Origin of the sequence: Rhodoferax mekongensis (genome assembly GCF_032191775.1) — a bacterium.
Classification (GTDB): domain Bacteria; phylum Pseudomonadota; class Gammaproteobacteria; order Burkholderiales; family Burkholderiaceae_C; genus Allorhodoferax; species Allorhodoferax mekongensis.
Window position 1 is genome coordinate 2,969,977 of record NZ_CP132507.1, and the last position, 26,032, is coordinate 2,996,008.

Sequence of the window (26,032 nt, forward strand, 5' to 3'; positions counted from 1 at the left end):
ATGTTTGTTGCTGCCCCATGTATGGAAATTGGCAGCAATCGCCGGATAGTGCGTGATTGTGCTTTCAGTGGTCTGACCCAAATTGCAATTTTTGCAATGTGTTACCGCAATGTGAAATTTAATACCACTTCAAGGAAATTTTTTTTTCTTGTGCAGCGCAGCATCGCCATAAAAAAGGCCCGAAGGTTGCCCTCCGAGCCTTTGTTGGAATGCAAGAAAATCAGGCGAAATTCTTGGCGGCGAAATCCCAATTGACCAGCTTGTCGAGGAATGTCTCGACAAACTTGGGGCGCATATTGCGGTAGTCAATGTAGTAGGCGTGTTCCCAAACATCGACGGTCAACAAGGCAGTGTCAGCCGTAGTCAGGGGAGTGCCCGCTGCGCCGGTGTTGACGATGTCCACAGATCCGTCGGCCTTTTTCACGAGCCAGGTCCAGCCGGAACCGAAGTTTCCTACTGCAGACTTTACGAACGCTTCCTTGAACGCTGCGTAGGAACCCCACTTCGCGTTGATGGCAGCAGCCAATGCACCTGTGGGTTCGCCGCCGCCCTGAGGCTTCATGCAGTTCCAGAAGAAAGTGTGGTTCCAGATCTGGGCTGCGTTGTTGTAAACGCCACCGCTGGACTTTTTGATGATTTCTTCCAGAGACATGCTCTCGAACTCAGTGCCTTTTTGCAAATTGTTCAAGTTCACAACATACGCGTTGTGGTGCTTGCCGTGGTGGAACTCCAGCGTTTCCTGGGAGTAGGCGGGTGCCAGTGCATCAATCGCGTACGGCAGTGGGGGCAAGGTGTGTTCCATGAAATCCTCGTAGTGGGTGGGTTAATGACAAAACTGATTGTAGAAACTAATTGAGACGGGTTGCTTGAACCGACAGATCAACCGTACCGTCGGAGAGGGTTGCATGCACCTGCTGGCCGGGCTCCAATTTTTTGACCTCTGTGACAGCCACGCCTTGTTTATCGGTCAACCAAGCGTAGCCGCGCTTCAAAACCAGAGAGGGATCCAAGAGGCCGAGCCGCAGTTCGGCTCGCTGCAAACGCTCCGATTGGTCCCGCGACCATGCCTGCCGAACGCTCGGCAACTTCAAGCCCAGGGCTTGACCTCGCGCAGACTCTGCCCTGACTTTCGCAAACGAAGCGCTGCGCAAACCATGCCCCAAACTTTGCAAGCGCATGGCATGGGCTGCCACCAACCCGGAAGGGCGTCCGGCCCGCGCCGCCACCCGGTCCAAGCGCTGGGATTGCGTGTCCAACACCCGGTGTGTCGCACTCGCCAAGCGGTCCATCAGCATGTTCGCAGCCGCTACGCACACCGCGCCAGGGGTTGCCACCAACTCTGCCGCTGCAGTAGGAGTGGGCGCGCGCGCATCCGCCACAAAATCAGCAATGGTGAAATCAGTCTCATGCCCCACCCCGCTGACGACGGGCACCGGGCTTCCACTGATCGTCAATGCCAGTTGTTCGTCATTGAAGGCCCACAGGTCCTCCATGGAGCCGCCACCTCTCACTAAAAGAATGACATCCAGCGGTGTGCCCAGGCCGTCAATATCGACCGCGCGCGACATCAAGGCCTGCAGGGACCGCACCAACTCACCAGGTGCCGCGTCCCCTTGCACCGCAGCTGGAGCAAGAAACACGGGGATGTGCGGCACCCGCCTACGTAAAGCGGTTGCCACATCATGCAATGCGGCCGCACCCAAAGACGTCACCAAACCAATACTGCGCGGCATGGCTGGCAAGGGACGTTTGCGGGCCGGGTCGAACAGCCCCTGGGCCTCCAAGCGAGCCTTGAGGCGCACAAATTCCTCAAACAAGGTTCCTTGCCCTTGGCGACGCATGCTCTCCACGATCAACTGAAGGTCGCCGCGCGGGCCGTAGATATCCAAACGTCCGGAAACCTCGACCAACTCTCCATCCCGAGGCGCAAAGTCAAGGTTTGTGGCAGCACGCTTGAACATGGCGCAGCGGATCTGCGCGTCCTGGTCTTTCAAGGAGAAATAGCAATGTCCGCTGGCCGCGCGCGAAAAGCCGGATATCTCACCGGTCACGCGCACGGGGTTGAACCGGGCATTCAGCGTGTCTGCCAGTGCCCTGCAAAGTGCTTCCACCCGCCAAACACGGCGCAATGGGTTGGCGTCTTCCATCATGGTCGCTCCATGGCAAATAACAGGGCGAGCGCCCCGGAGCGATGCTGCAAAAATGTCATGAACGTGCACCTCATAAGCGCGGGAGTATGCCCTCTGCAGCAGCATCCCACCCGCAGGCCCTCCAGTTGACACACTTTGGCCATTGCCAAACCACAGCAAGCCCAGGCACTGGGCCATAATCCGCAAGCTTTCAACTGCGCGGAGATCCCCTTTTGTTTTCCATCATTCAAGCTGCCGGCTGGCCGATATGGCCCCTGATTGCATGCTCCATCCTCTCTCTGGCCATCATCATCGAGCGCTTTATCAGCCTCAAAACGGCCAAAGTGGCGCCTCCCCGCTTATTGGATGAAGTACTGAGCGTGACCAAAACATCGGTACCGGGCCCGGATGTGGTGAGTCAACTGGAGAAGAATTCCGCCTTGGGCGAAGTGCTCGCCTCTGGGCTGCGTGCCGTCAATAGCGACCCACATTGCTCAGAGGACGATCTTCGCGCCACCATGGAAGGCGCAGGCCGCCTGGTTGCGCAGCGACTCGAAAACTACCTGACTGCGTTGGGAACAATCGCGTCCGCAGCGCCGTTGCTGGGCCTGTTCGGCACGGTGGTGGGCATGATAGAAATCTTTGGCTCGCAAGCACCTGGCAGCACAGGCGGCGGCAACCCTGCGCAACTGGCACATGGCATCTCGATTGCCCTCTACAACACCGCTTTCGGCCTGGTGGTCGCCATTCCTTCCCTGATTTTCTGGCGCTACTTCCGCGGGCGGGTGGACGCCTACCTGCTCACTCTGGAGTTGAGCTCAGAGCATCTGGTCCGACACCTGAAGTCGCTGCGCAAGTAAGGCCAAGCCATGAACTTTCGCCGCAGACATCAAGAGGAACCCGAGATCAATCTCATCCCGTTCATTGACGTGCTGCTCGTGGTGCTCATTTTTTTGATGCTCTCCACCACATACAGCAAATTCACAGAACTGCAGCTCAAGCTACCCGTGGCTGATGCGGATGCCCAGCGCGATTACCCCAAAGAGCTGATCGTGGCGGTCAGCGCTGACGGTGCTTACAGCATCAACCGCCAGTTGCTGGCCGGTCGCAGTCTGGACAGCCTGTCTGCCGCGCTCACTGAAAACGCAAAGGCAGGCAAAGACACCGTGATCATCATCAGCGCCGACGCCAGCGCACGGCATCAAGCCGTGGTGACGGTGATGGAGGCGGCACGCCGCGCGGGCTTGAACCAAATCACTTTCGCAACCCAGTCTTCCGGCAACGCCGGCAAATAGAGCATGGCAGCAGCGCTGCAAGCAGCCATCACCCGGGCCTGGCAAGGCCGCGGCGTACTGAGTACTGCCTTGCTGCCCATTTCATGGATCTACGGAGCGCTGACGGCGGTGCATCGCTGGACCTACGCCACCGGTCTGAAACGCAGTGAAAAGCTGCAGGTTCCCGTTATCGTGGTAGGCAATGTGATCGCGGGCGGAGCCGGCAAAACCCCCACGGTGCTGGGCGTAGTTGCCCACCTTCAAAACCTGGGGTTGAAGCCCGCCATGATTTCTCGAGGCTATGGCGGCAGTCACCAGTCACCCACCGTGGTCGCAGACGGCAGTACAGCGCACGATGTGGGCGATGAGCCCTTGCTGTTGTGGCGATCGTCCGGTGTTCCTGTGGTGGTGGGGCGAGACCGCGTCGCAGCTGGCAAGCTGCTCCTGCAGACCCATCCGGACATTACCCACATCGTGTGTGACGACGGCTTGCAGCACTACCGGCTCTATCGTGACTTGGAAATTTGCGTATTTGATTCCCGCGGCTTGGGCAATGGACGTTTGCTTCCCGCAGGCATGTTGCGGCAACCATGGCCCCGCACACCGGTGACCGCAGTCGGGCAATCCACCCAAGGACTGATGGTGTTGAAAACCGGTCAGTCCGACCTGGACGGGCACTTGGCAACGCGTGCACTGTCAGAAACCGCCGTCAATGGACACGGACAAGCCACGCCGCTCGATGCGCTCCGGCAATCCGGGGCGCCTCTTCACGCCGTAGCAGGGATTGCGCAGCCCGACAATTTTTTCAACATGCTGCGAGCAAGAGGATGCGTTCTGCACACGACAGAAGCACTACCAGATCACTATGATTTTGATAGCTACTCGCGCACATTTGACGGGCGAGAAGTGCTTATTTGCACAGAGAAGGACGCGACCAAACTGTGGCGACACCGTCCGGACGCATGGGCCGTACCTTTGTTACAAACCTTGCCCCCGTCGTTTCTGGCGGCACTGAACCAAGCGCTCCTGCCCCAGCACACTCCACCGGTATCATCCCCCCATGGACACACGACTCATTGAATTGCTGGTTTGCCCCGTCACCAAAGGGCCTTTGGAATTTGACCGCGAGAAGCAAGAACTGATTTCGCGAAGCGCCCGCTTGGCCTACCCGGTACGGGATGGCATTCCCGTACTACTGGAAAACGAAGCGCGGGTGCTGACTGACGCGGAACTGGACGCCTGAGCATGACCTACACGGTCCTCATCCCCGCCCGCTTGGCGTCTACACGGCTGCCCAACAAGCCTCTGGTGGACATCGCCGGCCTGCCTATGGTGGTGCGCGTGGCTCAGCGCGTCAAAGCGGGACTCGATGCATCCATCCGTGTGGTGGTGGCCGCCGACGACGCCAGCATTGTTGCGGCCTGTGAATCCCACCAGATTGAATGCCTGCTGACGCGGGTGGATCATCCCTCCGGTAGTGACCGCTTGGCAGAAGCCTGCAGCTTGCTGGGGCTCTCAGATGACGCTGTCGTCGTCAATGTGCAGGGGGATGAGCCCTTGATCGACACCGGCTTGGTCTCCGCAGTGGCCGACCTTCTCCAGGCCCACCCGCATGCCACCATGGGCACCGCCGCGCATGCCATCCACGACGTTGCCGACTTCAAGAATCCCAATGTAGTGAAGGTGGTCACCGACGCCAGCGGCTTGGCCCTGTATTTCAGCCGCGCGCCTATCGCTTGGTGGCGTGATCGTTTTGCCAATGGCATTGACACTTTGCCCGATCCGGCTCCGCTGCGCCATGTGGGGATCTACTCCTACCGCGTGGGCTTTTTGAAGACATTTCCCACCCTTCCCCAGGCCCCCATCGAAGTGGTGGAGGCGCTGGAGCAGCTGCGTGCCATGTGGCACGGCCACCGCATTGCGGTGCACGTCAGTCCTACGGCACCCGGCCCCGGTGTGGACACCCCGGAAGACCTGGAGCGGGTACGCCGCCTGATCCAAGACAAAGGCTCCATGGCTGTGTAGCGTCTGTAAGTTTGATGCCGGTGAGGGCGTGATATTCTCTTGAGCTAATCGCCCGTCATAAAAGAGCGCGCTGAACAAGGCGCCCACGGAGACGCGCTGGCTTTTCATTCAATCCGAGGTATTCATGAGACTGATTCTGTTGGGCGCACCAGGCGCTGGCAAAGGTACGCAAGCAACTTTCATCTGCCAAAAGTACGGGATTCCCCAAATCTCTACCGGCGACATGCTGCGTGCCGCCGTGAAAGCCGGCACGCCCTTGGGCCTGCAAGCCCAAGCCGTCATGGCCTCTGGCGGGCTGGTCAGTGATGAACTCATCATCAACCTGGTGAAAGAGCGTCTGACCCAACCCGATTGCGCCAAAGGCTTCCTGTTTGACGGATTCCCCCGCACCATTCCCCAAGCCGACGCGATGAAGGCAGCCGGTGTTGCCTTGGACTACGTGGTGGAAATCGATGTGCCATTCGAGGCCATCATCGAGCGCATGAGCGGCCGCCGCTCCCACCCGGCTTCGGGTCGTACTTACCACGTCAAATTCAATCCGCCCAAGGTGGAAGGCGTGGACGACGTGACCGGAGAGCCCCTGATCCAGCGCGATGACGACAAGGAAGAAACTGTCAAAAAGCGCCTGGATGTCTACAGCGCGCAGACCCGACCTTTGGTGGAGTACTACTCGGCTTGGGCCAAAAACGAGCCTGCGGCTGCGCCTCGCTACCGTGCCATCAGCGGTGTGGGCGATGTAGGCGATATCACCTCACGCGTTCTGGAAGCGTTGTCCAAATAGGATGGACTCTTCCAAGGAAAAAGCCGCTCATGCGGCTTTTTTTACGTCATCAGCTCCAGTATCAATTGCACCCTTGCCTTGACCGCCGAAAGGCCGGGATAGGTCCTGAAACCCTGCGACAATGCGCCGCTGCGTACGACCCCACCCTTGGAGCACCGGCTGGCCAGCGCGATCTGAATGCCACTTGCCGCAGCATGCTCCAAGGCAGATTGCATGCTTGCATTCACCGTGCCATTGCCTGTGCCTGCAACCACAATGCCCTTCAAAGGCGACGTTGCAGCTGCAGACGCTGCGCACAATGCATTCACGAGTGAATCACCCGCGCCGGCATAGTTCATCACAATTTCAACCCGCGGGGCCTGCACTGCCCCTGTATCGACTGCAAACACCGACTTGGGTTTTCCTTCCGCAGGCAAAGGGGACTGACACCAGCGCACACGCCCCTCCTCCACCCATGCCAATGGCCCCGCATCACCGGAATCAAAAGCGTCGACGCGGTAGGTATGGGCTTTTTGGACATGTTGTGCCGCATGCACAGCACCCGCACAAACCGCTAGCACTCCAGTACTGCGGGAATCCAAAGCTACCGTGACAGCATCCAGAATGTTTTGCGGACCGTCCGGAGTCAACGCAGTTGCGGGTCGCATGGCACACGTCAAGACCACGGGCTTGCCACGCCCCACACCGGAGAGGCAGAGATGAAGGAAAAAAGCCGTTTCCTCCAGGGTGTCCGTTCCATGGGTGATCACGATGGCGGCTACAGACTGATCGGAGAGGTGCTTCACACAGGCCTGCTGCAAAGCCAACCACACGGACCACTCCATGTCTTTGCTATCTATTTGCGCAATTTGCTCGCTCACGAGATCACAGCCCTGCAGGCGGTCGGACATCCCCGGCACAGCCCCCAGCAAGTCGGCAACGCTCACCTCGCCAGCTTTGTAACCCACATTGTCTGAACCACTGCTCGCTCGACCGGCAATCGTGCCGCCTGTGCCCAAAACCACGACTTTTCTGGAAGTCATACATCCTCGCTTGCCAAAATCAAAAAACTGGTTGAAAATACAGTTACTGGATAAGAAAACAGTGTGTATAGACACACAGCCCATCCAGAACTCAAGGAGCCAGTATGCTTGAAAGTCCGAAACTCACTGCCCGCCAGCAACAGATTTTTGATCTGATCCAAAGCGCTATCGCCCGAACGGGTGCGCCGCCCACGCGTGCAGAGATTGCCAGTGAGCTCGGATTCAAATCTGCCAATGCGGCCGAAGAGCATTTGCAGGCCCTGGCGCGCAAAGGTGTTATCGAACTTGTGAGTGGTACCTCACGCGGTATCCGGCTCAAGAGCGATGCGTTGCGCTCCATTCAGGAATCACGGCTGAAGCAATTCTCACTGCCCCTGCCAGGCCTTGCGCAATTGGCGCTTCCTCTGGTCGGACGTGTAGCAGCCGGCTCACCCATCCTTGCCCAGGAGCATGTGGATCAAACCTACTACGTGGAGAACAGCCTGTTTCAGCGTCAACCGGACTACCTGCTGAAGGTACGCGGCATGTCCATGCGCGATGCCGGCATCATGGACGGCGATTTGCTGGCGGTGCAGGCTACGAAGGATGCCAAGAACGGGCAAATCATCGTGGCTCGCTTGGGGGAAGAAGTAACGGTCAAACGTTTCCGCCGCAACAAGCATCTTATCGAGCTCCATGCAGAAAATCCGGACTACCAAACCATCGTGGTTGAACCGGGCGAACCATTTGAAGTTGAAGGTCTCGCCGTAGGCCTGATTCGTAACACCATGTTGATGTAAACGGGCGCGAACCATGACCATCAGTACCCTCGCCTTCAGCCTTTTGGAATGCGTTATTCCGTTGAAGTGGCTCGCCGGAAATCACCCAAAATCCCGGTACCACACAGCCGTAAATCACAAAAGCCCGACACATGCGGCACAAAATGCTACCCCTTTTGTAGCAGCTGACGCATACCGCACGTGCGCCAAAGCCTCCCAACCCTTGCAGCCAACGCCTTTGCGTATCGTGAGGGTCATTGAACGGGGGCAATCCCGCACCCACGTAGGCCGCATGGTAATTTCCGGGCGTATGGCAGACGTATGCGCAGAGCTTGATCGACTTGCAGCCTGCGAAGCTGCTTAATAAGCGGGGCGGGTAATCCCGCTCTCTCACGTCGCCGCAAGGCACAATGTCGTCTATGAACATAGTGATTCTTGACGATTACCAAGACGCAGTGCGCAAGCTGAATTGCGCTGCCAAGCTCGACGCCTACCAAGCCAAGGTGTACACCAACACCGTCAAGGGACTGGGCCAGCTCTCCGTCCGCTTGAAGGACGCAGATATCATCGTTCTTATCCGTGAACGCACTCAGATTGCCCGCGCCCTGATCGACAAACTTCCCCGACTCAAACTGATCGCCCAAACAGGTAAGGTAGGCGCTCATCTCGATGTGCAAGCATGCACCGAAAAGGGCATAGCCGTTGCAGAGGGCGTCGGGTCGCCCATCGCACCTGCAGAACTTACTTGGGCACTCATCATGGCGGCGATGCGCCGACTGCCTCAGTACATAGGCAACCTAAAGCATGGCGCATGGCAACAGTCCGGTTTGAAGGCTGGCTCCATGCCGCCCAACTTCGGTATCGGCAGTGTCCTTCGGGGAAAAACGTTGGGAATCTGGGGCTATGGACGTATCGGCCAACTTGTCGCCGGATATGGCAAAGCATTTGGAATGCAAGTCGTCATTTGGGGAAGTGAAAACTCTCGCGAGAAGGCCGCAGCAGATGGTTACGCGGCGGCTTTGGACAGGGAGTCTTTTTTCTCTCATTGCGATGTCGTCTCTTTACACTTGCGCTTAAGCGACGAAACGCGAAGCATCGTGACATCCGCAGATCTCGCTTGCATGAAAACGACGGCCTTGCTGGTCAATACCTCGCGCGCCGAGCTGATCGAAAACGATGCCTTGATCAGCGGCCTCAACCGGGGACGCCCTGGAATGGCCGCCATCGACGTATTTGAAGCAGAACCCATTCTTCAGGGCCACGCATTGTTGAGGCTGGAAAACTGCATCTGCACTCCACACATCGGCTATGTGGAGCAGGACAGCTATGAGCTCTACTTCAGCGCCGCCTTTGACAATGTAGTCAACTACATCAAGGGAACACCTTCCAACATCATCAATCCCGGCGCATTACAGGTCCGTCGTTAAGGCAACGGCTGGCCCAAGGATTCACTCAACGCGGAGGCTTGCCCGTCGCAGGTGCAATTCCGGAGATATCAAAGTCAATCAGGTTGTCCGCCGCTGGGCTGTCCGGTACTTGGACCATGTCCGGCACGTCCAACTCAAGGTCCACTTCCTGGAAAGGTTGCGGAATGGTAGGCAACGCAACCTCAATCGGACCCGTGGAGGTAGCTTGGGCCGGAACGTCCTTGGCTGCAACCTTGCTCGCACTGAATGCGGCTGGTGCACCGTCCAATGCATTGACCAGACGGCTACCAATTGCGTGAAGCAACAACAACTCTTTGAAAGCGTCGAGCTCGAACTCCAGATGGGCCGCACTATCGGGTAGACGCACCATACAATTTTCCAGGAAGTCAAGAGCCTCGCGAGAAGGCCATAGCTTCACCAGGTGCGCGCATAACTCAGGATAGGCCTCCAGGCCCTCACCTGACTTCAGGAAGTCGCTGTAACCCGGAACTTGCCCGGTGAACACGGCGTTGAATTCTTCGCGGTAGCGGTCGAATTCGTCCTTCCGGCTCAAGGTGTGGAATATCTTCAGCAGATCCAGGCACACCAGCGGATTGAAGTCGACCGAATCAGCAACATGCCCCTCCAAAAGTTCAATGGCATCCTCGTACTGCCCCAAGGTCATGAAGAACTCGGCTTGCTGGCGGATGTCCAACATCTCTTGGGTGTTTATCGCGCGGAGGCTACCCGACAGGCTGTTGGAGAAATCACGCAACCCCATCAACCGCGATGACCTGGGGCTTTGCAACACTGGTGTAGCCGCCACATCCTGAGAAACAGACCCCTGCACGGTTTTTCCTGATGGCAAGTCAAAATCAAGCTCAAGATCTACGTTGAGTGACTTCGGTGGTACAGTGACTTTGGGAACAGCGGTATCGACGCTCACATTGGCTTTACTGATGGCCTCTGGAACGGCATCCAGTCCTTGGGCAACTTCAGCATCCGGCTTGAACGCAGACTCGGGGCCCGAAATCGCCCCCGCCTCACCCCGCCACCAAGGACTACCCTCTGCCGCCCGTTGCTGACGGCGAATGATCCAAAAGCCCCCACCAACCATCAGCAGGATCAAGGCGCCAAGCCCGAACACCACGGGGTTCCAATAACGCTCGCTCTCTGCGCGCTGCAAGCGCTCGCTCAAATCTTTGACCTGGCGTTGGTTCTGCCCAGAAGCCTCGCTCAAATTCTGGATGCTGGCCTCCAAACTTTTGAGTCTCGCAGCGTCTTGAAGCACATCCTCCGGTGTGAGATTGAGCGCGCGCCAGAGGGCAGCGGCCTCGCCGCGCCTCTGCGCATCCTCCGTCGGTGTGCTGAGCAGCTCTGGAGTCGCCTTCAATGTGGGATCACGCTCCACCGAAAGGTCCAGCGGGGCAAGCTTGAGCCTTGCTTTACCGGAAGGGCTTGGCTTGGCTACCAGCGCCGTGGACGGAGGAGCCGACCTACTTGCGCTGACTTGGGCCTTGGGAGCTGATCTCACCCCCTCTTTGCCCACCGAAGGCGCAGACGAGTTACTGACCGGAGTTTGGGGAAGGATATCGGTTTGCGCAGGTCTTGCGGGAGGACTTGACGCGGTAGTTGCGTTGGTAACAGAGGAACCAGTTGAGATTTCTGACGCCACATCAGCCAACAATACATATCGACGTGACGCTTTTGCACCGCAGGTTGAGCGCAAATAAACAGTAACTACCGGCTCATCGACGGGGAGCTTGGAACTGATGCGAACCTGCCATGTTTGCCCTGCCACAGCGGGCTCACCATTGACAGATACCTTGCCGCCTTCCACTTTGTTTTCGCCATAAAAGACATCTGCCTCGAAGCAAAGATCAGACACATCCTCGTCAGGGGCCGCTGATAGGGAGACGGAGAGATTGAGAGGCTGAGCAACGATGGCCGCTCCTTTCGCACGGCCTAATGTGAGTGCGTTGCTGCTCATCGACAAGACAAGCAACATGGCCGCGAATGCGCAAGAATTGAATTTGAAAACGGGCTTCATTGTGACAAATGATTCTCGCACATCTCCCTGCAAGGTTCGCGCCATGAAATAAGAGGGAAAACCACCCCACAACGCTGGTTCTTCAAGCAGGCCCGCGTTCAAAAAACGAGATGCCCAAAAAACAAAGTCGGGGCGAATGGCAGAGCGGAATATCCCCCCAGACGCCAACGAGACAACAAATGCTCCGCGCGATGGTCCCCGGGGTGACAATTCCTACCTGCAGCTTCCGAATTCAGTCACGCAAAAGACAGGCTATGGACGAACCCATTCTTACTATCGAAGAACGCTCTGCCATCAATGGTGGACGCTGGTTTTCAACGCTTTCACCTTCACTTAAACACGACATCCTTCGATGCGCATTTGTCAAACGCTTCAAAGACGGCGACCTGATCGCTGCTCGCGGGGAACCACCGGAAGAGTGGATCGCCTGCGCGAAAGGGGCTGTGAGGGTGAGTTCGACTTCCATCTCTGGAAAGCAAATCACGTTGACCTATGTCGAGCCGGGCATCTGGTTTGGCGACGTGGCGATCTTCGATGGAGACCGGCGCACGCACGATGCCTACGCACACGGGGACACTACGATTCTGTGTGTCGCCAAGGCCGACTTCAAAAAGATTCTGGCGACCCATGTGGAACTGTACGAGGCAATGCTACGGCTGCACGCTCGACGTATCAGGCAACTGTACGGCTTGGTCGAGGACCTGAACACCCTGCCACTCAGGGCCAGGCTCGCCAAACAGCTTTTGCATTTGGTGCGCAGCTATGGCGTTCCTTCGCTGAGCGACGGCAGCGAGGTTCGCATCGGTCTTCAGTTGGCCCAAGAGGAACTTGCGCAGTTGCTGGGTGCATCACGTCAACGCGTCAACCAGGAGCTCAAAGCCATGGAACGCGAAGAGGCCATTCGTATAGAACCAGGCGGCTTGGTCATCCGGGATCGGGCTGCGCTCATGCGGGTCATCGAGTCCGACAGTTAAACCTTTCCTCTATCAACTACACAATGCACGTGCATGAGTGAATTCGATCATTTTGTAGGCACACGCAGTGTGTCAGGCTCGCATGCCTTGGACGAGACAGCCCTGCATCAATGGCTGCTTCAACATCTCCCGGGCTACGCCGGACCCTTGGCTATCGAAATGTTCAAGGGGGGCCAATCCAATCCCACCTACAAGCTCAACACGCCGCAGCGAAGTTATGTCATGCGGGCCAAACCCGGGCCTTCAGCAAAGCTCCTTCCTTCGGCCCATGCCATCGAACGTGAATTTGCGGTGATGCAGGGGCTTAAGGACAGCGCTGTACCGGTTCCGGAGATGCTGTGTTTGTGTGAAGACGAAAGCGTCATCGGGCGAGCTTTCTACGTCATGGAGTTCATGCAGGGCCGGGTACTGTGGGACCAATCGCTGCCCGGCATGACCCGTGCGCAACGCGCTGCCATCTACGACGAAATGAACCGGGTGATCTCGGCGCTTCACACCGTGCCTTTTGACGAAAAAGGGTTGACAAGTTACGGCAAACCCGGAAACTACTTCGAACGCCAGATTGGCCGGTGGAGCAAGCAATACGTCGCATCCATCACGCAGCCCATTCCGGAAATGGACCGTTTGATGGAGTGGCTCCCTGCTCATATTCCGCCCATGGCTAGGGATGAATCCATCGTCAGTATTGTTCACGGTGACTACCGGTTGGACAACTTGATGTTCTCCACTGGAGAGCCCAAGGTTTTGGCGGTGCTGGACTGGGAGCTTTCCACTCTGGGCCACCCACTGGCAGATTTCAGCTACCACTGCATGACATGGCACATTCCACCCGGCGCCTTCCGGGGCATTGGTGGACTGGATCACGCAGACCTCGGAATCCCCTCTGAGTCGGACTACATCGCGAAGTACTGTGAACGCACGGGTCTGGCTACTCCTGATCAATTGAAGGCGGACTGGAACTTCTACATGGCCTACAACATGTTCCGCATTGCAGCCATCCTGCAAGGCATCGCCAAACGCGTTGAAGCGGGAACAGCATCCAGTGCACAAGCCGTGAGCTCCGCAGCCGGTGCCAAGCCCCTGGCGCAACTGGCTTGGACCTTTGCCTCCCGCGGCTAAAACCCAAACTACCCCCGACAGATTCCCAATGGAGACACCATGGACTTTGACTATTCGCCCAAAACCAAAGAGCTGCAACAACGATTGCTGCGCTTCATGGATGAGTTCATCTATCCCGCCGAAAGCGCCTACCACGCTGAAATCGCGGCCAACTCTGCCGCAGGCAAACGATGGACACCGCTGCAAACCATAGAGTCACTCAAACCCAAAGCGCAGGCAGCGGGGCTGTGGAATCTGTTTTTGCCGGTCGACAGTGCCGAAGCAGCCGGTTTTCATGGTGCTGGACTCACCAACCAGGAATACGCCCCGTTGGCCGAAATCATGGGACGGGTCATGTGGTCCAGCGAGGTGTTCAACTGCTCGGCACCTGACACAGGCAATATGGAAACGATTGCCCGATATGGCTCGGAGGAGAGCAAACAGCGCTGGCTGAAACCGCTGATGGACGGAAAAATCCGTTCGGCATTTGCCATGACCGAACCGGCAGTCGCGTCCAGCGATGCCACCAATATCGAGACGCGCATCGAACGCCAAGGCGATGAATACGTCATCAACGGGCGTAAATGGTGGATTTCCGGGGCTGGTGATCCACGTTGCTCGATCTACATCACGATGGGAAAAACAGACCCTGACGCACCACGCCATTCGCAGCAAAGCATGGTGCTGGTGCCAGCAGACACCCCGGGCATCAAAATTTTGCGCCCATTGAACGTTTTTGGCTACGACGACGCACCACACGGCCACATGGAAATGGTGTTCGACAACGTTCGTGTGCCGGTCGGCAACATCTTGCTAGGTGAAGGACGCGGCTTTGAGATCGCCCAAGGGCGCCTCGGACCCGGTCGCATACACCATTGCATGCGTTTGATCGGCTTGGCCGAACGCTCGCTGGAGCTGATGTGCAAACGCGCCAGCAGCCGGATTGCTTTCGGAAAGCCAGTAGCAGCCCAGACGGTAACGCAGGAGCGCATTGCAGAGGCCCGCTGCAAGATCGATATGGCGCGGCTGTTGACACTGAAGGCCGCTTGGATGATGGACATGGGCGGCAACAAGTTCGCCAAAAATGAAATAGCCATGATCAAAGTCGTCGCTCCCAACATGGCTTGCGAAGTCATTGATTGGGCCATGCAGGCACATGGCGGCGGTGGCATGTGCGATGACTTCCCCCTCGCATATGCCTACACCTGTGCGCGCACGCTCCGCTTTGCCGATGGCCCGGACGAAGTGCACCGCAATGCCATTGCGAAACTGGAGTTGGGGAAATACGCAGTGAATCCCAAGCCGGTGGAAATGCCCATTACCCGAGGCTGCTGAAACAAAAAGAGCATCCAACTCCGGATGCTCTTTTTTTTATAGCTGCCCACGCACAGCGCGCGGGCGCTAGAACGCAATTTGATGTCGAATTACCAAGGCGAATTGGGCATCCCGGACCACAGCTCATCGAGATCAGGGAACTTCCATTTCGCCGGGTCTTCACGGCTGACGATCTTGTCGGTAATTCCCGGGCGGGACAGGTCCACGATCTCGGGAACGATACGCATATGGGATTTGGTGGAGTAAAAGACTTTGACACAGGGCGTCGTCAAAGATTTGGCCGTCTGCTCTACCACCACCCCCAGGCGACCGGAACTCAGCTGCACCAATGAACCGATGGGATAGATACCCAAACTTTTGACAAACGCCTGGAAGACCTTGCTGTCAAAGTGGCCGCTCGCCCACTCCGCCATCTTCCGCAAGGACTCAGCAGGATCCCACCCCGACTTGTAGGGACGGTTGGAGGTAATTGCATCGTAGACGTCGCACACTGCACCCATCTTGGCAAACAGGCTGATCTGCTCACCCTTCAGGCCTTTCGGGTAGCCAGACCCGTCCACCTTCTCGTGGTGGTGCAGACACACATCCAGCACCATGGGATCCACGGCATTGCCAGTTTGCAGCAATCGATAACCTTCTTCAGGGTGCTTCTTGATGATTGCGAACTCGGCATCGGTCAGTTTGCCCGGCTTGTTCAAGACATCCATGGGCATGGCGGCTTTGCCTAGGTCATGCATGAGGCCGGCTATCCCTGCAGAGCGGGTTTCCTCCTCGCTCAAACCCAACTGTTTGGCCAGCGCCACCATCATGGCGCAGACAGCCACAGAATGCATGTACGTGTAGTCGTCAGCAGTCTTCAGGCGGGCGAGACTGATCAACGCGCCTGGATTGCGGGTCACTGAGTCCGAGATCTCCTGCACGAGCTGTTTCGCTCCACCCGTATCCACCGTTTTCCCCATCCGGGCTTCCTGGAACATCGAAAGCACCGCCTGCTTGGACTGATGACAAATCTTTGCCGCCCGCGCCAACTCTTCTTGCACTGACAGAGGCGCCACGTCCCGAGTGGATGCAACCGCTTCACGCAGCTCAGCTTCGACCAGTTCCTCGGAGTCCGATTCGGAAACTGCAGTTTCACCTACCGCAACATCAAGCCCTTTGCTGGAGTCGATCCAAACCTCGCGAATGGCGCTTGCGCGAATGGTGGTGATGTCTTTAGGATCAGTAATAACGAAGCCAGACCGCCAGAAAGGGTGCTCCATCCAAGAGCCGCAAAACTCCTTCAGGTGCATTCCTACGACGAGCTGCTCCACTGCAATTTTCTTAAGCATAAAGGCCTGCTAGTGCACCAACGAATATGCGATTGAGCGTTGTTTCGACAACTGCTTCCGCCGGGTTTCAGTATAGGCTATGCACTGATAAACACAGGTCGCACATGATGTGCTTCAATGCAAATGTCGAGGTTTACGCCCGCCACCGCGTCCACTCGATGATCCGCCGGAACCACGGGGTGGCTTTCCAATTTCCAGTGAGTTCACCAAATCGTCAAAACGCTGGGAGAAAAGTTTGTCGATCTCCGCAACGACCCCTCCCAATTCGGAACCATCGAAATGCCGCTCCATCAAATTCACCATATCCTGAACAAGAATGTCCCTCTGGACTTGCATGATGGCGGCCGGATCCGGTCCGACAAATAGCATCACGAAATCGTCGCGAGACTCCGTGCCTGGCGTAGCGTCCTCTTCGTCGAATTCAGCATCGTAAAAAGTGATTTCAATCGCAGCACCTGACGAGGCGACTTCATTGAGGTTCATACAAACCTCATCCAGGGTCTGACGGAAATCATCGTCACCGGGAACGGTCCAGCACATACGCAAAACATGCTCCTGGGCATCCATTTGAATGCCTGGCTCATCCTCGTAGCTACTTTTTGCACCCTCTGCCAAAGACTTGGCTCCAGCGTATCGCCAAAGCGGCTTAAGCGCATCCTGGAGCTGGATATAGGTGACTTCGGGACGCAACACGATCTGACCGTGAACGTGAATTTCAAACGTGGCGTTGAATCGTGACATAAGACTCTATTTGGATGGTGCCTGAGACCGGAATCGAACCGGTACGCCCGTTATTCACGAAGCGGCGGAGTTGGGTCGCCAGCCAACCCTTACATTACTGCAGGTATCAACAGGCTCCCACCAAACCGGACGTGCAACTTTCATCGCATCCGGCTTTCCAGCAGTATTTCCATCATTTTACCCAATCAGGTCGGGATGTAAGCGAGGTCTTTGAGACTTAGCCCATCGTATTCGCCTCTGTGTACTCTGCCGTGGCAGGGTCTGCAGAGCGGGACCTGTTTGCGATTGATGGCACTCATTATTCGATTGAACCCCTGAGTGATGGTTTTATTACCCTTTCTCAGGTGACGTATGTGGTGCATTTGCACTCCTGAAGTGTTGCAGACTACGCAGTTCCTAGTGAGACTGGTTCGAGTCAGTCTCCTATTTTGGGAGGCGAGGATGTCCTCAGGGTCGGGCGGGTCAGAGCCTAGAAGTGGCAGTTGCCAATTTCCAGAAGGCCTCCAAAAGGAGACTTCTCTTTCCTCATCCTTGCTGCTGCGATACCTCACGCTTGCGTAGACTCCATACTTCGCCACAACTTTAGGTAATCTCATCCTGTGCTTGTGCGCGAGCGTCATTAAGCATGAGTACTGAAGGACATACTTCACTCGGTTAAGGTCCGAGGCGTTGTTGGAAACCGCGTAATAGTTATAGATTCCTCTCCAAACAGAGTTGAACCGCATCACTATGTCATGGTCCTCTAACGCCACGAAGTTCTTCTTTGAGCAGGGGAAGAAAGGGTTATCGCCTCTAGTCCTGCAAAAGCCACCAAGTTTCAATCTGTCCAATAGTTCTACAACAGGAGCAATTATCCTAATCTTGGAACTAACCGTGCGTCTTAGGGACACACGAAAGCCGTTGTGAATGGCCATTCTTCGGGTTCCAGCTCTGTTACCGTCGGAGACGGAGAGGCGAAAACCAAGGAACTTTGCCACTTCAGTAGTTGCGTGGGTGATGAGTGTTTTTTCCTCCGACAGCGTGAGCTTGAGCGTATCTCGAAGGAAAGTCTCTGCTTTGGACTTTAAATCCAAGGCAAGTGATTTATCCCCTGAGATGCCAATTAGCCAGTCGTCTGCGTAGCGTACGTAGTACACACGACAAAAGCCTGGGTCCATTGGGTTCACTGAGGGAAGCATGTCCGCCTCATTTCTCAGCTGCTTCGTCTCTTGCGTCTCGACTCCGCCATTCTTCTTTAGTATGTACAGCCGCCGTCTGGTGAGCTTTCTCCAAGCCGGATTAGGGCCTCTCCTTGAATCGCCTTTGTTGAGAAGAGTCTGTAGAGACCGAACCCAAATATCGAATTCATGGAGGTAAATGTTCGCGAGGTATGGGCTTATCACCCCTCCCTGAGGCGTACCTTTAGTAGGATTTTCCAGCTTACCGTCGTCATGCAGGATAGGAGTCCTTAAGAATTTCCAGATGAGCCTGATGAATCTTTCATCTTTTATCTTCTTCCGAAGAATGGATATAAGAATGTGATGGTCGATATTGTCGAAGAACCCGACGATATCTCCTTCAATAACCCATTTGAGGCTGTTCCATTTGGAATATTCATGCAGAGCGGAGTGACACCCGCGATTGGCTCGAAATCCGTGGCTAGCGTCGTCGAACACCGGAAGTTCTGCATCGTAGATGCATTCCAGTATCAACCTGACCATCTCTTGGACGATTTTGTCTCTAGGAGAAGGGATGCCCAGAGGTCTGAGTTTTCCATTCGCCTTAGGAATAAACTTTCGCTTTACAGCTACCGGAGAATACCTTTCGTCCCTAATTGCACTGCAGAGTGCCTTGAGGGATTCGAGAGATGTTTCATCTAGAGTGGAGCCATCGGCTCCTTTGGTCATATTGCCCGCTATGGACTTGAGTCTTTCGTAGGCTAGCACCGCTAATTGCGGCGAACTTACTAATCTAAACAGGTCGTCGTTCACCCATGCTGGGTTACGGTTCAACTTTCTTAGAGTTTCCAGTCTTTCCGTGATTTTCAAGTGTTCTCCAACACAATCATTTTCAGAACTGTCACTACTACCTGTGGCCCTTCTAACGAGTTGAGCGTTGCCGCCCAAAAAGTTCGTCCCTATTAGGGGAGCTAGTGGTGTCACGGACGGGACTCGAACCCGTACGACTTGCGTCGAGGGATTTTAAGTCCCTTGCGGCTACCAATTACGCCACCGTGACATCTCTCTACTACGACCACTCCGTGACCATGTTGCTTGCGCAATTTAGGTCATCCCCGCGTTAACTCCAGAACGTAGCTGTAGTCTTAGGCACTCATTTCGTTCCTTGACCCTCTCATTGAGGGTGAATCACGCCAAACAGTATGTCCACTCTTAAAATCTTAGTGAACATTAGCGTGAAAGGGGTCTCATCAACTATTCCCCTCCGGTGCGGTAACCCGTTCAGAACTTGAGTTCAGGTAATCCAACTTTTGCCATAACTACTGTATCTGCTGCCTAGCAATCTGTTGATTCATGTTTCGGCAACTTTTCGCATCATGCTACGGTCCCCTCGGGGATTTCCCCCTTAGGTAAGATGCTGATTTACTCCTAATCTGATAAAGAGGAAGCTTGCTAAAGCTTCTTCGTTCTGGAGCCCTCTACGGGCGCACTTTTAAGTCCGATGTGTCTACCTATTTCACCACTCAGGCACGGGTGTCTATTGTCAAACAAAAATGCCCCACCAACCGAGGCTGACAGGGCATTTCGACCAGATAAATCTGGAGGCGCGGTCCGGAGTCGAACCGGACTAACCGGATTTGCAATCCGGGGCATAACCGCTTTGCTACCGCGCCGAGTTTTCAGATTCCTCAACCTAAGGAGAGGAACAAAAAAGGGAAGCAGGCGCTTCCCTTCTCGGAATTGGAGCGGGAAAAGAGTCTCGAACTCTCGACCTCAACCTTGGCAAGGTTGCGCTCTACCAACTGAGCTATTCCCGCGTTTCAAGCCTCAAATTATAGCGCCAATTTAGGCGGTCGGGGCAAGGTCAAAAAATCTTTTTGCATTGCCCCGACGGACTTCAATGCTTCACAGCTGAGGTGGTTGTATCTGAGGCGACCCCTGGAACCGCAACTGGGACCGGATCTTCGTCTGGCAAAGAGACAGGTTGGGACTCCAATGCCAACTCAAGCACTTGGTCAATCCAACGTACAGGCACGATCTCGAGTCCATTCTTCACGTTTTCGGGAATGTCCTGCAAGTCTTTGGCATTCTGCTCAGGGATCAAAACCGTCTTGATGCCTCCTCGCAAAGCAGCAAGCAACTTTTCTTTCAAGCCACCGATCTCGGTGACTTCACCTCGCAAGGTGATCTCTCCGGTCATGGCAACATCACCCCGAACGGGGATGCCTGTCAAAGCAGATACAAAAGCAGTAGCCATCGCTGCGCCAGCGCTTGGTCCATCTTTAGGTGTCGCGCCATCAGGTACGTGAATATGGATGTCTTTCTTTTCGAAAGTCTCATCCTTGATTCCCAGCCGACGGGCGCGACTGCGAACGACAGTGCGCGCAGCCTCCACAGACTCCTTCATCACATCGCCCAATGAACCGGTGCGGGTAATGACGCCCTTACCGGGAGTCAAAGCAGCTTCAATCGTCAAAAGATCACCGCCGACCTCAGTCCATGCGAGTCCCACCACTTGGCCTACCTGGTTTTGCTCTTCAGCGCGACCATAGGTGTAGCGACGCACCCCCAAGAAATCATTCAAGTTCTCCGCGGTCACGACCACTTGTGCCTGCATTTTCTTGAGCAAAAGGCCCTTGACGACCTTGCGGCAGATTTTCGACAGCTCGCGCTCCAAAGAGCGGACACCCGCCTCACGCGTGTAGTACCGAACGATGTCTCGCACAGCATCCTCAGAGACAGACAGTTCCGCATCCTTCACACCGTTGTTTTTCATCTGCTTGGGCAACAGATACGTAATGGCAATGTTGGTCTTCTCGTCTTCGGTGTAACCCGACAGACGAATCACCTCCATACGGTCCAGCAACGCTGGTGGGATGTTCATAGAGTTGGAAGTCGCCACAAACATCACGTCACTCAAGTCGTAGTCCACTTCTACGTAGTGGTCGCCAAACTTGTTGTTCTGCTCCGGATCCAACACCTCCAACAACGCACTGCTGGGGTCGCCACGAAAGTCCGTGCCCAGCTTGTCGATTTCATCGAGCAGGAACAAGGGATTACGTGTGCCAACCTTGGAAAGGCTTTGAAGAACCTTTCCTGGCATCGCTCCAATGTAAGTTCTCCGATGACCGCGGATCTCCGTCTCATCGCGCATACCGCCCAAGGCCATACGTACGTATTTTCGGCCCGTGGCCTTGGCTATGCTTTGGCCCAAAGAAGTCTTACCTACCCCGGGCGGGCCTACCAGACACAGGATTGGCGCCTTAACTTTGTCGACTCGCTGTTGAACAGCAAGATATTCCAAAATGCGGTCCTTGACTTTGTCCAAGCCATAGTGATCTTCATTCAACACGTTCTCGGCATTCGCCAGGTTGTGTTTAATCTTGGTTTTGGCAGTCCAAGGCAGGCCGGTCAGCACTTCAATGTAGTTGCGTACCACCGTCGCCTCCGCAGACATTGGAGACATCAGCTTGAGTTTCTTCAACTCGGCTTCGGCCTTCTTCAACGCCTCCTTGGGCATCTTGGCAGACTTGATCTTTTTTTCGATCTCTTCGATGTCTGCGCCATCTTCACCCTCGCCCAACTCCTTCTGAATCGCCTTGACTTGCTCATTCAAATAGAAGTCGCGCTGGTTCTTTTCCATCTGGCGCTTGACCCGACCACGGATCTTCTTGTCGACATTCAATATGTCGACTTCGTGTTCGATCTGCTCAAACAAATTTTCCAAGCGGTCTTTGACCTCAGGCAGACTCAAAATGGCTTGTTTGCTGTCCAGCTTGAGTGGTAAATGCGCAGCAATGGTGTCAGCCAAGCGACCAGGGTCGTCAATGCTGGAGATGGAAGTAAGAATTTCCGGAGGAATCTTTTTGTTGAGTTTGACGTACTGGTCAAACTGCTGCATTACGGCACGACGCAGCGCCTCCACTTCACTACCGGCTTTACGGCTTACGTCCGTCGCCTCAGCAGGCACTTCAATGGGGGTAACGTTCGCTGTGAAATGCAGTTCACCTTCAGAGATCTGGTTGACGGTAGCGCGCTGATGCCCTTCGACTAACACTTTGACAGTGCCATCAGGCAGCTTCAACATTTGAAGGATGGTGGATACACAACCCACGTCGAACATGTCTGAAACTACCGGGTCATCCTTGGCAGCCGCCTTTTGGGCCACCAACATGATGCGGCGCTCTGCCTCCATGGCTGCTTCCAAGGCTTTGATGCTCTTGGGGCGCCCGACGAATAGCGGAATCACCATGTGAGGAAAGACGACCACATCGCGCAAAGGCAATAGAGGCAGTTCTAAGGGGATTGCAGGCAAGGGAATATGGCCGGACATAGGAAAACCTTTACGTTACCTGTGGAATATGGACTGCAAAGCCCGGATTTCAAGCACAACCCGATTATGAAAAACCGGGCCACCCCACAAGTGGGATTGAATACCCCCAAAACCCTTGCTTATCAGGCTATTGGGGGCCATTCCGGCTACGCCTTCTTGGCAGATTCGCGATAAACGAGCAATGGAGGCTTGTTTTCTTCGATGGTGGATTCATCCACCACTACTTTTTCAACGTTGCCCGCATTGGGCAACTCATACATAGTGTCAATGAGCGATTGCTCAAGGATGGATCGCAAGCCTCGGGCACCCGTTTTGCGGATCAAGGCCCGCTTGGCGATGGCCTTCAGGGCAGCAGGACGGATCTCCAGCTCCGCGCCCTCCATTGCCAACAACTTGGCATATTGCTTGACCAAGGCATTCTTGGGCTCAGTCAAGATCTGAACCAAGGCGTCTTCAGTGAGCTCAGCGAGGGTTGCCACCACAGGCATACGCCCCACTAATTCGGGAATCAAGCCGAACTTGATCAAATCCTCAGGCTCAACCTCTTTGAAAACTTCGGTCAATGCACGCTGTTGCTTGCTCTTTACCGCAGCGCCAAAACCGATACCCGAAGACTCTGTGCGGCTCTCGATCACCTTTTCCAAGCCCGCAAACGCACCGCCGCAAATGAACAGGATGTTGGTCGTGTCAATTTGCACGAAATCCTGGTTCGGATGCTTGCGTCCACCCTGCGGCGGAACACTGGCCATGGTGCCTTCAATCAGCTTCAGCAGAGCTTGTTGAACGCCCTCGCCCGACACATCGCGCGTGATGGAGGGGTTGTCGGATTTGCGTGAAATCTTGTCGATCTCATCGATGTAGACAATGCCGCGCTGGGCGCGTTCCACGTCGTAGTTGCAGCTCTGGAGCAGCTTCAGAACGATGTTCTCCACGTCCTCGCCTACATAACCCGCTTCGGTCAAGGTGGTTGCATCAGCCATCACAAAGGGCACATCCAGCATGCGCGCCAGTGTCTGGGCCAACAGCGTCTTGCCCGAGCCAGTGGGGCCGATCAACAGGATGTTGCTCTTGGCGAGCTCAACATCATCTTTCTTGGCTTTTTCTTTGTGCTTGAGGCGCTTGTAGTGGTTGTACACCGCCACCGCCAGAGTGCGCTTGGCAGGTTCCTGGCCGATGACATAGTTATCGAGGTTTGCCTTGATATCTGCTGGCGTGGGCAGGTCACTGCGCCCTTCCTTGTTTTCGGTGGTCGCCGGTAGCTCGTCACGGATGATCTCATTGCACAAATCGATGCACTCATCACACACAAACACGGACGGACCAGCGATAAGCTTCTTCACCTCATGCTGACTCTTGCCACAGAAAGAGCAGTACAGGGTTTTTTCGCTGGTTGAGCCTTTTTTTTCGGCCATGGATGTCTGCCTCTTTTCGCTAAGTTAAGCAATGATAACCAAATGAAAACGGTGCCTGTCCGTCGGAAAGGCACCGTTCAGGTGGGCGCTTGGCCCGCCGCAATCAGGGGCGTTTTGCAATCACCTGATCGACCAGGCCATATTCCTTGGCCTCGTCTGCAGACAGGTAATAGTCCCGCTCTGTATCGCGCTCAATCTTTTCCAAAGGTTGGCCGGTGCGCTCCGCCAGAATCTTGTTCAGTTGTTCGCGGGTCTTCAGGATTTCACGAGCGTGAATTTCAATCTCCGTGGCCTGGCCTTGTGTACCACCCAAAGGCTGGTGAATCATGACCTTGGAATTCGGCAGCGAAAAGCGCTTGCCCTTGGCACCGGCAGCCAACAGAAATGCCCCCATACTCGCGGCCATGCCGGTGCACAAGGTAGACACGTCGGGCTTGATGAAGTTCATGGTGTCGTAAATCGCCATACCCGCGCTCACAGAGCCGCCGGGCGAATTGATGTAGAAGGAAATATCCTTGTCAGGATTTTCGCTTTCCAGAAACAACAGCTGAGCCACCACGAGATTGGCAGTCTGGTCATTGACGGGCCCCACCAGAAAAATCACCCGCTCTTTCAACAAACGGGAATAAATGTCGTATGAACGCTCACCACGTCCCGATTGCTCGATGACCATGGGCACCATTCCCAGAGCCTGGGTTTCCATTGCGCCGGACATTCCGTATTTCACGTTCATAAGCTCTCCAAAATGTAGGGTGTAACTGTACAGAAAAAGACAGACAAAAATGCAAATGGGGCTTAAACGCAGGACTGCAAGTCCCGCGCAAGCCCCATTTCGCTGCGACGCAAAGTTTGCGCCTGCGCTTTGCTTTAGTTCTGGCCCATCAATTCGTCGAAGGACACGGACTTGTCAGTCACTTTGGCCTTGGACAGGATGTATTCGGTCACATTGTTTTCAATGACCACTGCCTCGACTTCAGCCATGCGACGGTTGTCACCGTAGTACCAACGGATCACGTCAGCGGGCTTCTCGTAGCTGGCAGCCAACTCTTCCACATGGGCCTTGATCTGCTCGGGCTTGGCGGCCAAGTCATTGGAGCGAACCAGCTCTGCCACCACCAGACCCAATCGCACACGGCGCTCTGCTTGTGGGCGGAAGATATCGTCAGGAATCGGAGCCTTGTCGGCGTCCTTGATACCGCGCTGCTTCAAGTCAGCACGCGCATTTTCCACCATGCGGTCCAGTTCAGCTTGCACGCTGGACTTGGGCAAGTCCAACTCGGCCTTGGCAACCAAGGCATCCATCGCTGCTTGTTTGTTGCGAGCCAGCAGGCGGTGCTTGACCTCACGCTCCAGGTTCTTGCGGATGTCTGCGCGCAGCGCTTCCACGGTGCCGTCGGCGATACCGAGGGACTTGGCCAATGCGCCATCCACTTCAGGCAGGTTGGCGGCTTCGAGCTTCTTCAGGGTAACCAGGAAGTCAGCGGTCTTGCCGGCCACGTCTTTGCCATGGTAGTCCGCAGGGAACGCCAAGGGGAAAGTCTTGCTTTCACCGGACTTCATGCCACGGGTAGCGTCTTCGAACTCCTTGAGCATCTGGCCATCGCCCAGAATGAACTGGAAGTCAGCAGCCTTGCCGCCGGCAAAAGGTTCACCATCGATCTTGCCTTCGAAGTCCACGGTCACGCGGTCGGTGTCTTGGGCCGCGGTGTCTTGTGCGCGCTGGGCAAAGGTACGGCGCTGCTTGCGCAGGATTTCAATGGTCTTGTCGATGGCTTCGTCAGTCACGTCCGCAGTCAATTTTTCGACTTCGGCACCCGCCAAATCAGCGATCTTGACTTCGGGGAAGACTTCGAAAATCGCGTCGAACGCCATTTGACCTTCAGGAGAGGTTTCACTCTCGGAAATCTTGGGCTGGCCAGCGACACGCAGCTTGGCTTCGTTAGCGGCAGTGGCAAAAGCCTCGCCCACTTTGTCGTTCATCACTTCGTAGTGGACCGAATAGCCATAGCGCTGGGCCACGACATTCATGGGAACTTTGCCTGGACGGAAACCGTCCATCTTCACGGTGCGGGCCAACTTGCGCAGACGGCTGTCAACTTCGGTCTGGATCACGCCCACGGGCAGTGTCAACGTAATCTTGCGCTCCAGCTTTTCCAGAGTTTCTACAGTAACGGCCATCGTTCACTCCTAATGTTGGTATGGCAGGGAT

22 protein-coding genes and 3 tRNA genes are annotated in these 26,032 nt (G+C 55.5%); 11 read left to right on the forward strand and 14 right to left on the reverse strand.

Translation table 11 applies throughout. The annotated features are described in order from the left end of the window. Positions 1-220: 220 nt before the first annotated feature. A complete protein-coding gene (locus RAN89_RS14150; protein ID WP_087494233.1) occupies positions 221-802 on the reverse strand; it encodes a superoxide dismutase in 582 nt (193 codons plus the stop codon). 46 nt (positions 803-848) lie between these two features. Further along, positions 849-2,150, reverse strand: coding sequence for an exodeoxyribonuclease VII large subunit (xseA, locus tag RAN89_RS14155; protein WP_313866908.1), 1,302 nt, complete (start codon positions 2,148-2,150; stop codon positions 849-851). 212 nt (positions 2,151-2,362) lie between these two features. Between xseA and RAN89_RS14160 the strand changes: the two genes are divergently transcribed. From RAN89_RS14160 to adk, 6 genes are all read left to right on the forward strand, one after another. Beyond that, the gene (locus tag RAN89_RS14160) at positions 2,363-2,989 is read left to right on the forward strand and encodes a MotA/TolQ/ExbB proton channel family protein (RefSeq protein ID WP_313866909.1); all 627 of its coding nucleotides are present in this window, start codon (positions 2,363-2,365) and stop codon (positions 2,987-2,989) included. 9 nt (positions 2,990-2,998) lie between these two features. Beyond that, entirely contained in the window at positions 2,999-3,424 is a 426-nt protein-coding gene (locus RAN89_RS14165) for an ExbD/TolR family protein (RefSeq protein ID WP_313866910.1), read from the forward strand. A 3-nt stretch (positions 3,425-3,427) separates the two neighbouring features. After that, entirely contained in the window at positions 3,428-4,483 is a 1,056-nt protein-coding gene (lpxK, locus tag RAN89_RS14170; protein WP_313866911.1) for a tetraacyldisaccharide 4'-kinase, read from the forward strand. Further along, the gene (locus tag RAN89_RS14175; RefSeq protein WP_087494237.1) at positions 4,464-4,646 is read left to right on the forward strand and encodes a Trm112 family protein; all 183 of its coding nucleotides are present in this window, start codon (positions 4,464-4,466) and stop codon (positions 4,644-4,646) included. The genes lpxK and RAN89_RS14175 overlap by 20 nt, the downstream gene beginning before the upstream one ends. 2 nt (positions 4,647-4,648) lie before the next feature. Beyond that, positions 4,649-5,428: a 3-deoxy-manno-octulosonate cytidylyltransferase gene (gene kdsB / locus RAN89_RS14180; protein ID WP_313866912.1), complete on the forward strand. Its 780-nt coding sequence runs from the start codon at positions 4,649-4,651 to the stop codon at positions 5,426-5,428. A gap of 124 nt (positions 5,429-5,552) precedes the next feature. Further along, a complete protein-coding gene (gene adk, locus RAN89_RS14185) occupies positions 5,553-6,209 on the forward strand; it encodes an adenylate kinase (RefSeq protein WP_313866913.1) in 657 nt (218 codons plus the stop codon). Between the two features lie 41 nt (positions 6,210-6,250). On the opposite strand, the gene RAN89_RS14190 is transcribed toward adk, so the two are convergent. Next, positions 6,251-7,231, reverse strand: coding sequence for an asparaginase (locus tag RAN89_RS14190; protein WP_313866914.1), 981 nt, complete (start codon positions 7,229-7,231; stop codon positions 6,251-6,253). Positions 7,232-7,335: 104 nt separating this feature from the next. Between RAN89_RS14190 and lexA the strand changes: the two genes are divergently transcribed. Beyond that, on the forward strand, positions 7,336-8,010 hold the full coding sequence (gene lexA, locus RAN89_RS14195; protein WP_296507587.1) for a transcriptional repressor LexA: 675 nt from the start codon (positions 7,336-7,338) through the stop codon (positions 8,008-8,010). 398 nt (positions 8,011-8,408) lie between these two features. After that, positions 8,409-9,416, forward strand: coding sequence for a D-2-hydroxyacid dehydrogenase family protein (locus tag RAN89_RS14200; RefSeq protein ID WP_313866915.1), 1,008 nt, complete (start codon positions 8,409-8,411; stop codon positions 9,414-9,416). Positions 9,417-9,441: 25 nt separating this feature from the next. On the opposite strand, the gene RAN89_RS14205 is transcribed toward RAN89_RS14200, so the two are convergent. Continuing rightward, the gene (locus RAN89_RS14205; protein WP_313866916.1) at positions 9,442-11,547 is read right to left on the reverse strand and encodes a type IV pilus assembly protein FimV; all 2,106 of its coding nucleotides are present in this window, start codon (positions 11,545-11,547) and stop codon (positions 9,442-9,444) included. 152 nt (positions 11,548-11,699) lie between these two features. Here RAN89_RS14205 and RAN89_RS14210 point away from each other — a divergent pair, with 152 nt between their 5' ends. The 3 genes from RAN89_RS14210 to RAN89_RS14220 are packed head-to-tail and all read left to right on the forward strand — an operon-like array spanning position 11,700 to position 14,852. Beyond that, positions 11,700-12,419 (forward strand): Crp/Fnr family transcriptional regulator, encoded by a 720-nt coding sequence (locus RAN89_RS14210; RefSeq protein WP_313866917.1) that lies wholly within the window; start codon positions 11,700-11,702, stop codon positions 12,417-12,419. A 33-nt stretch (positions 12,420-12,452) separates the two neighbouring features. Then, positions 12,453-13,538, forward strand: a complete 1,086-nt coding sequence (locus RAN89_RS14215; protein ID WP_313866918.1) for a phosphotransferase family protein — start codon at positions 12,453-12,455, stop codon at positions 13,536-13,538. A gap of 39 nt (positions 13,539-13,577) precedes the next feature. After that, entirely contained in the window at positions 13,578-14,852 is a 1,275-nt protein-coding gene (locus RAN89_RS14220) for an acyl-CoA dehydrogenase family protein (protein WP_313866919.1), read from the forward strand. 89 nt (positions 14,853-14,941) lie between these two features. Here the strand turns inward: RAN89_RS14220 and RAN89_RS14225 are convergent, their stop codons facing one another. From RAN89_RS14225 to tig, 10 genes are all read right to left on the reverse strand, one after another. After that, positions 14,942-16,180 carry an HD-GYP domain-containing protein gene (locus tag RAN89_RS14225; protein ID WP_313866920.1) on the reverse strand — a complete coding sequence of 413 codons (1,239 nt, stop codon included), beginning with the start codon at positions 16,178-16,180 and terminating at the stop codon, positions 14,942-14,944. Positions 16,181-16,294: 114 nt separating this feature from the next. Next, positions 16,295-16,921 carry a DUF6806 family protein gene (locus RAN89_RS14230; RefSeq protein WP_313866921.1) on the reverse strand — a complete coding sequence of 209 codons (627 nt, stop codon included), beginning with the start codon at positions 16,919-16,921 and terminating at the stop codon, positions 16,295-16,297. 185 nt (positions 16,922-17,106) lie between these two features. Next, on the reverse strand, positions 17,107-18,948 hold the full coding sequence (locus tag RAN89_RS14235) for a reverse transcriptase domain-containing protein (RefSeq protein ID WP_313866922.1): 1,842 nt from the start codon (positions 18,946-18,948) through the stop codon (positions 17,107-17,109). 105 nt (positions 18,949-19,053) lie between these two features. Continuing rightward, positions 19,054-19,138, reverse strand: a tRNA-Leu gene (locus RAN89_RS14240). A gap of 539 nt (positions 19,139-19,677) precedes the next feature. Next, positions 19,678-19,751, reverse strand: a tRNA-Cys gene (locus RAN89_RS14245). A gap of 68 nt (positions 19,752-19,819) precedes the next feature. Next, positions 19,820-19,895: transfer RNA gene (locus RAN89_RS14250), tRNA-Gly, on the reverse strand. Positions 19,896-19,975: 80 nt separating this feature from the next. Continuing rightward, a complete protein-coding gene (gene lon / locus RAN89_RS14255) occupies positions 19,976-22,411 on the reverse strand; it encodes an endopeptidase La (protein ID WP_313866923.1) in 2,436 nt (811 codons plus the stop codon). A 146-nt stretch (positions 22,412-22,557) separates the two neighbouring features. After that, positions 22,558-23,823, reverse strand: a complete 1,266-nt coding sequence (gene clpX, locus RAN89_RS14260) for an ATP-dependent Clp protease ATP-binding subunit ClpX (RefSeq protein WP_313866924.1) — start codon at positions 23,821-23,823, stop codon at positions 22,558-22,560. Between the two features lie 103 nt (positions 23,824-23,926). Next, positions 23,927-24,556 (reverse strand): ATP-dependent Clp endopeptidase proteolytic subunit ClpP, encoded by a 630-nt coding sequence (gene clpP / locus RAN89_RS14265; RefSeq protein WP_255413700.1) that lies wholly within the window; start codon positions 24,554-24,556, stop codon positions 23,927-23,929. Between the two features lie 134 nt (positions 24,557-24,690). Next, a complete protein-coding gene (tig, locus tag RAN89_RS14270; RefSeq protein WP_087494268.1) occupies positions 24,691-26,001 on the reverse strand; it encodes a trigger factor in 1,311 nt (436 codons plus the stop codon). Positions 26,002-26,032: the final 31 nt, after the last annotated feature.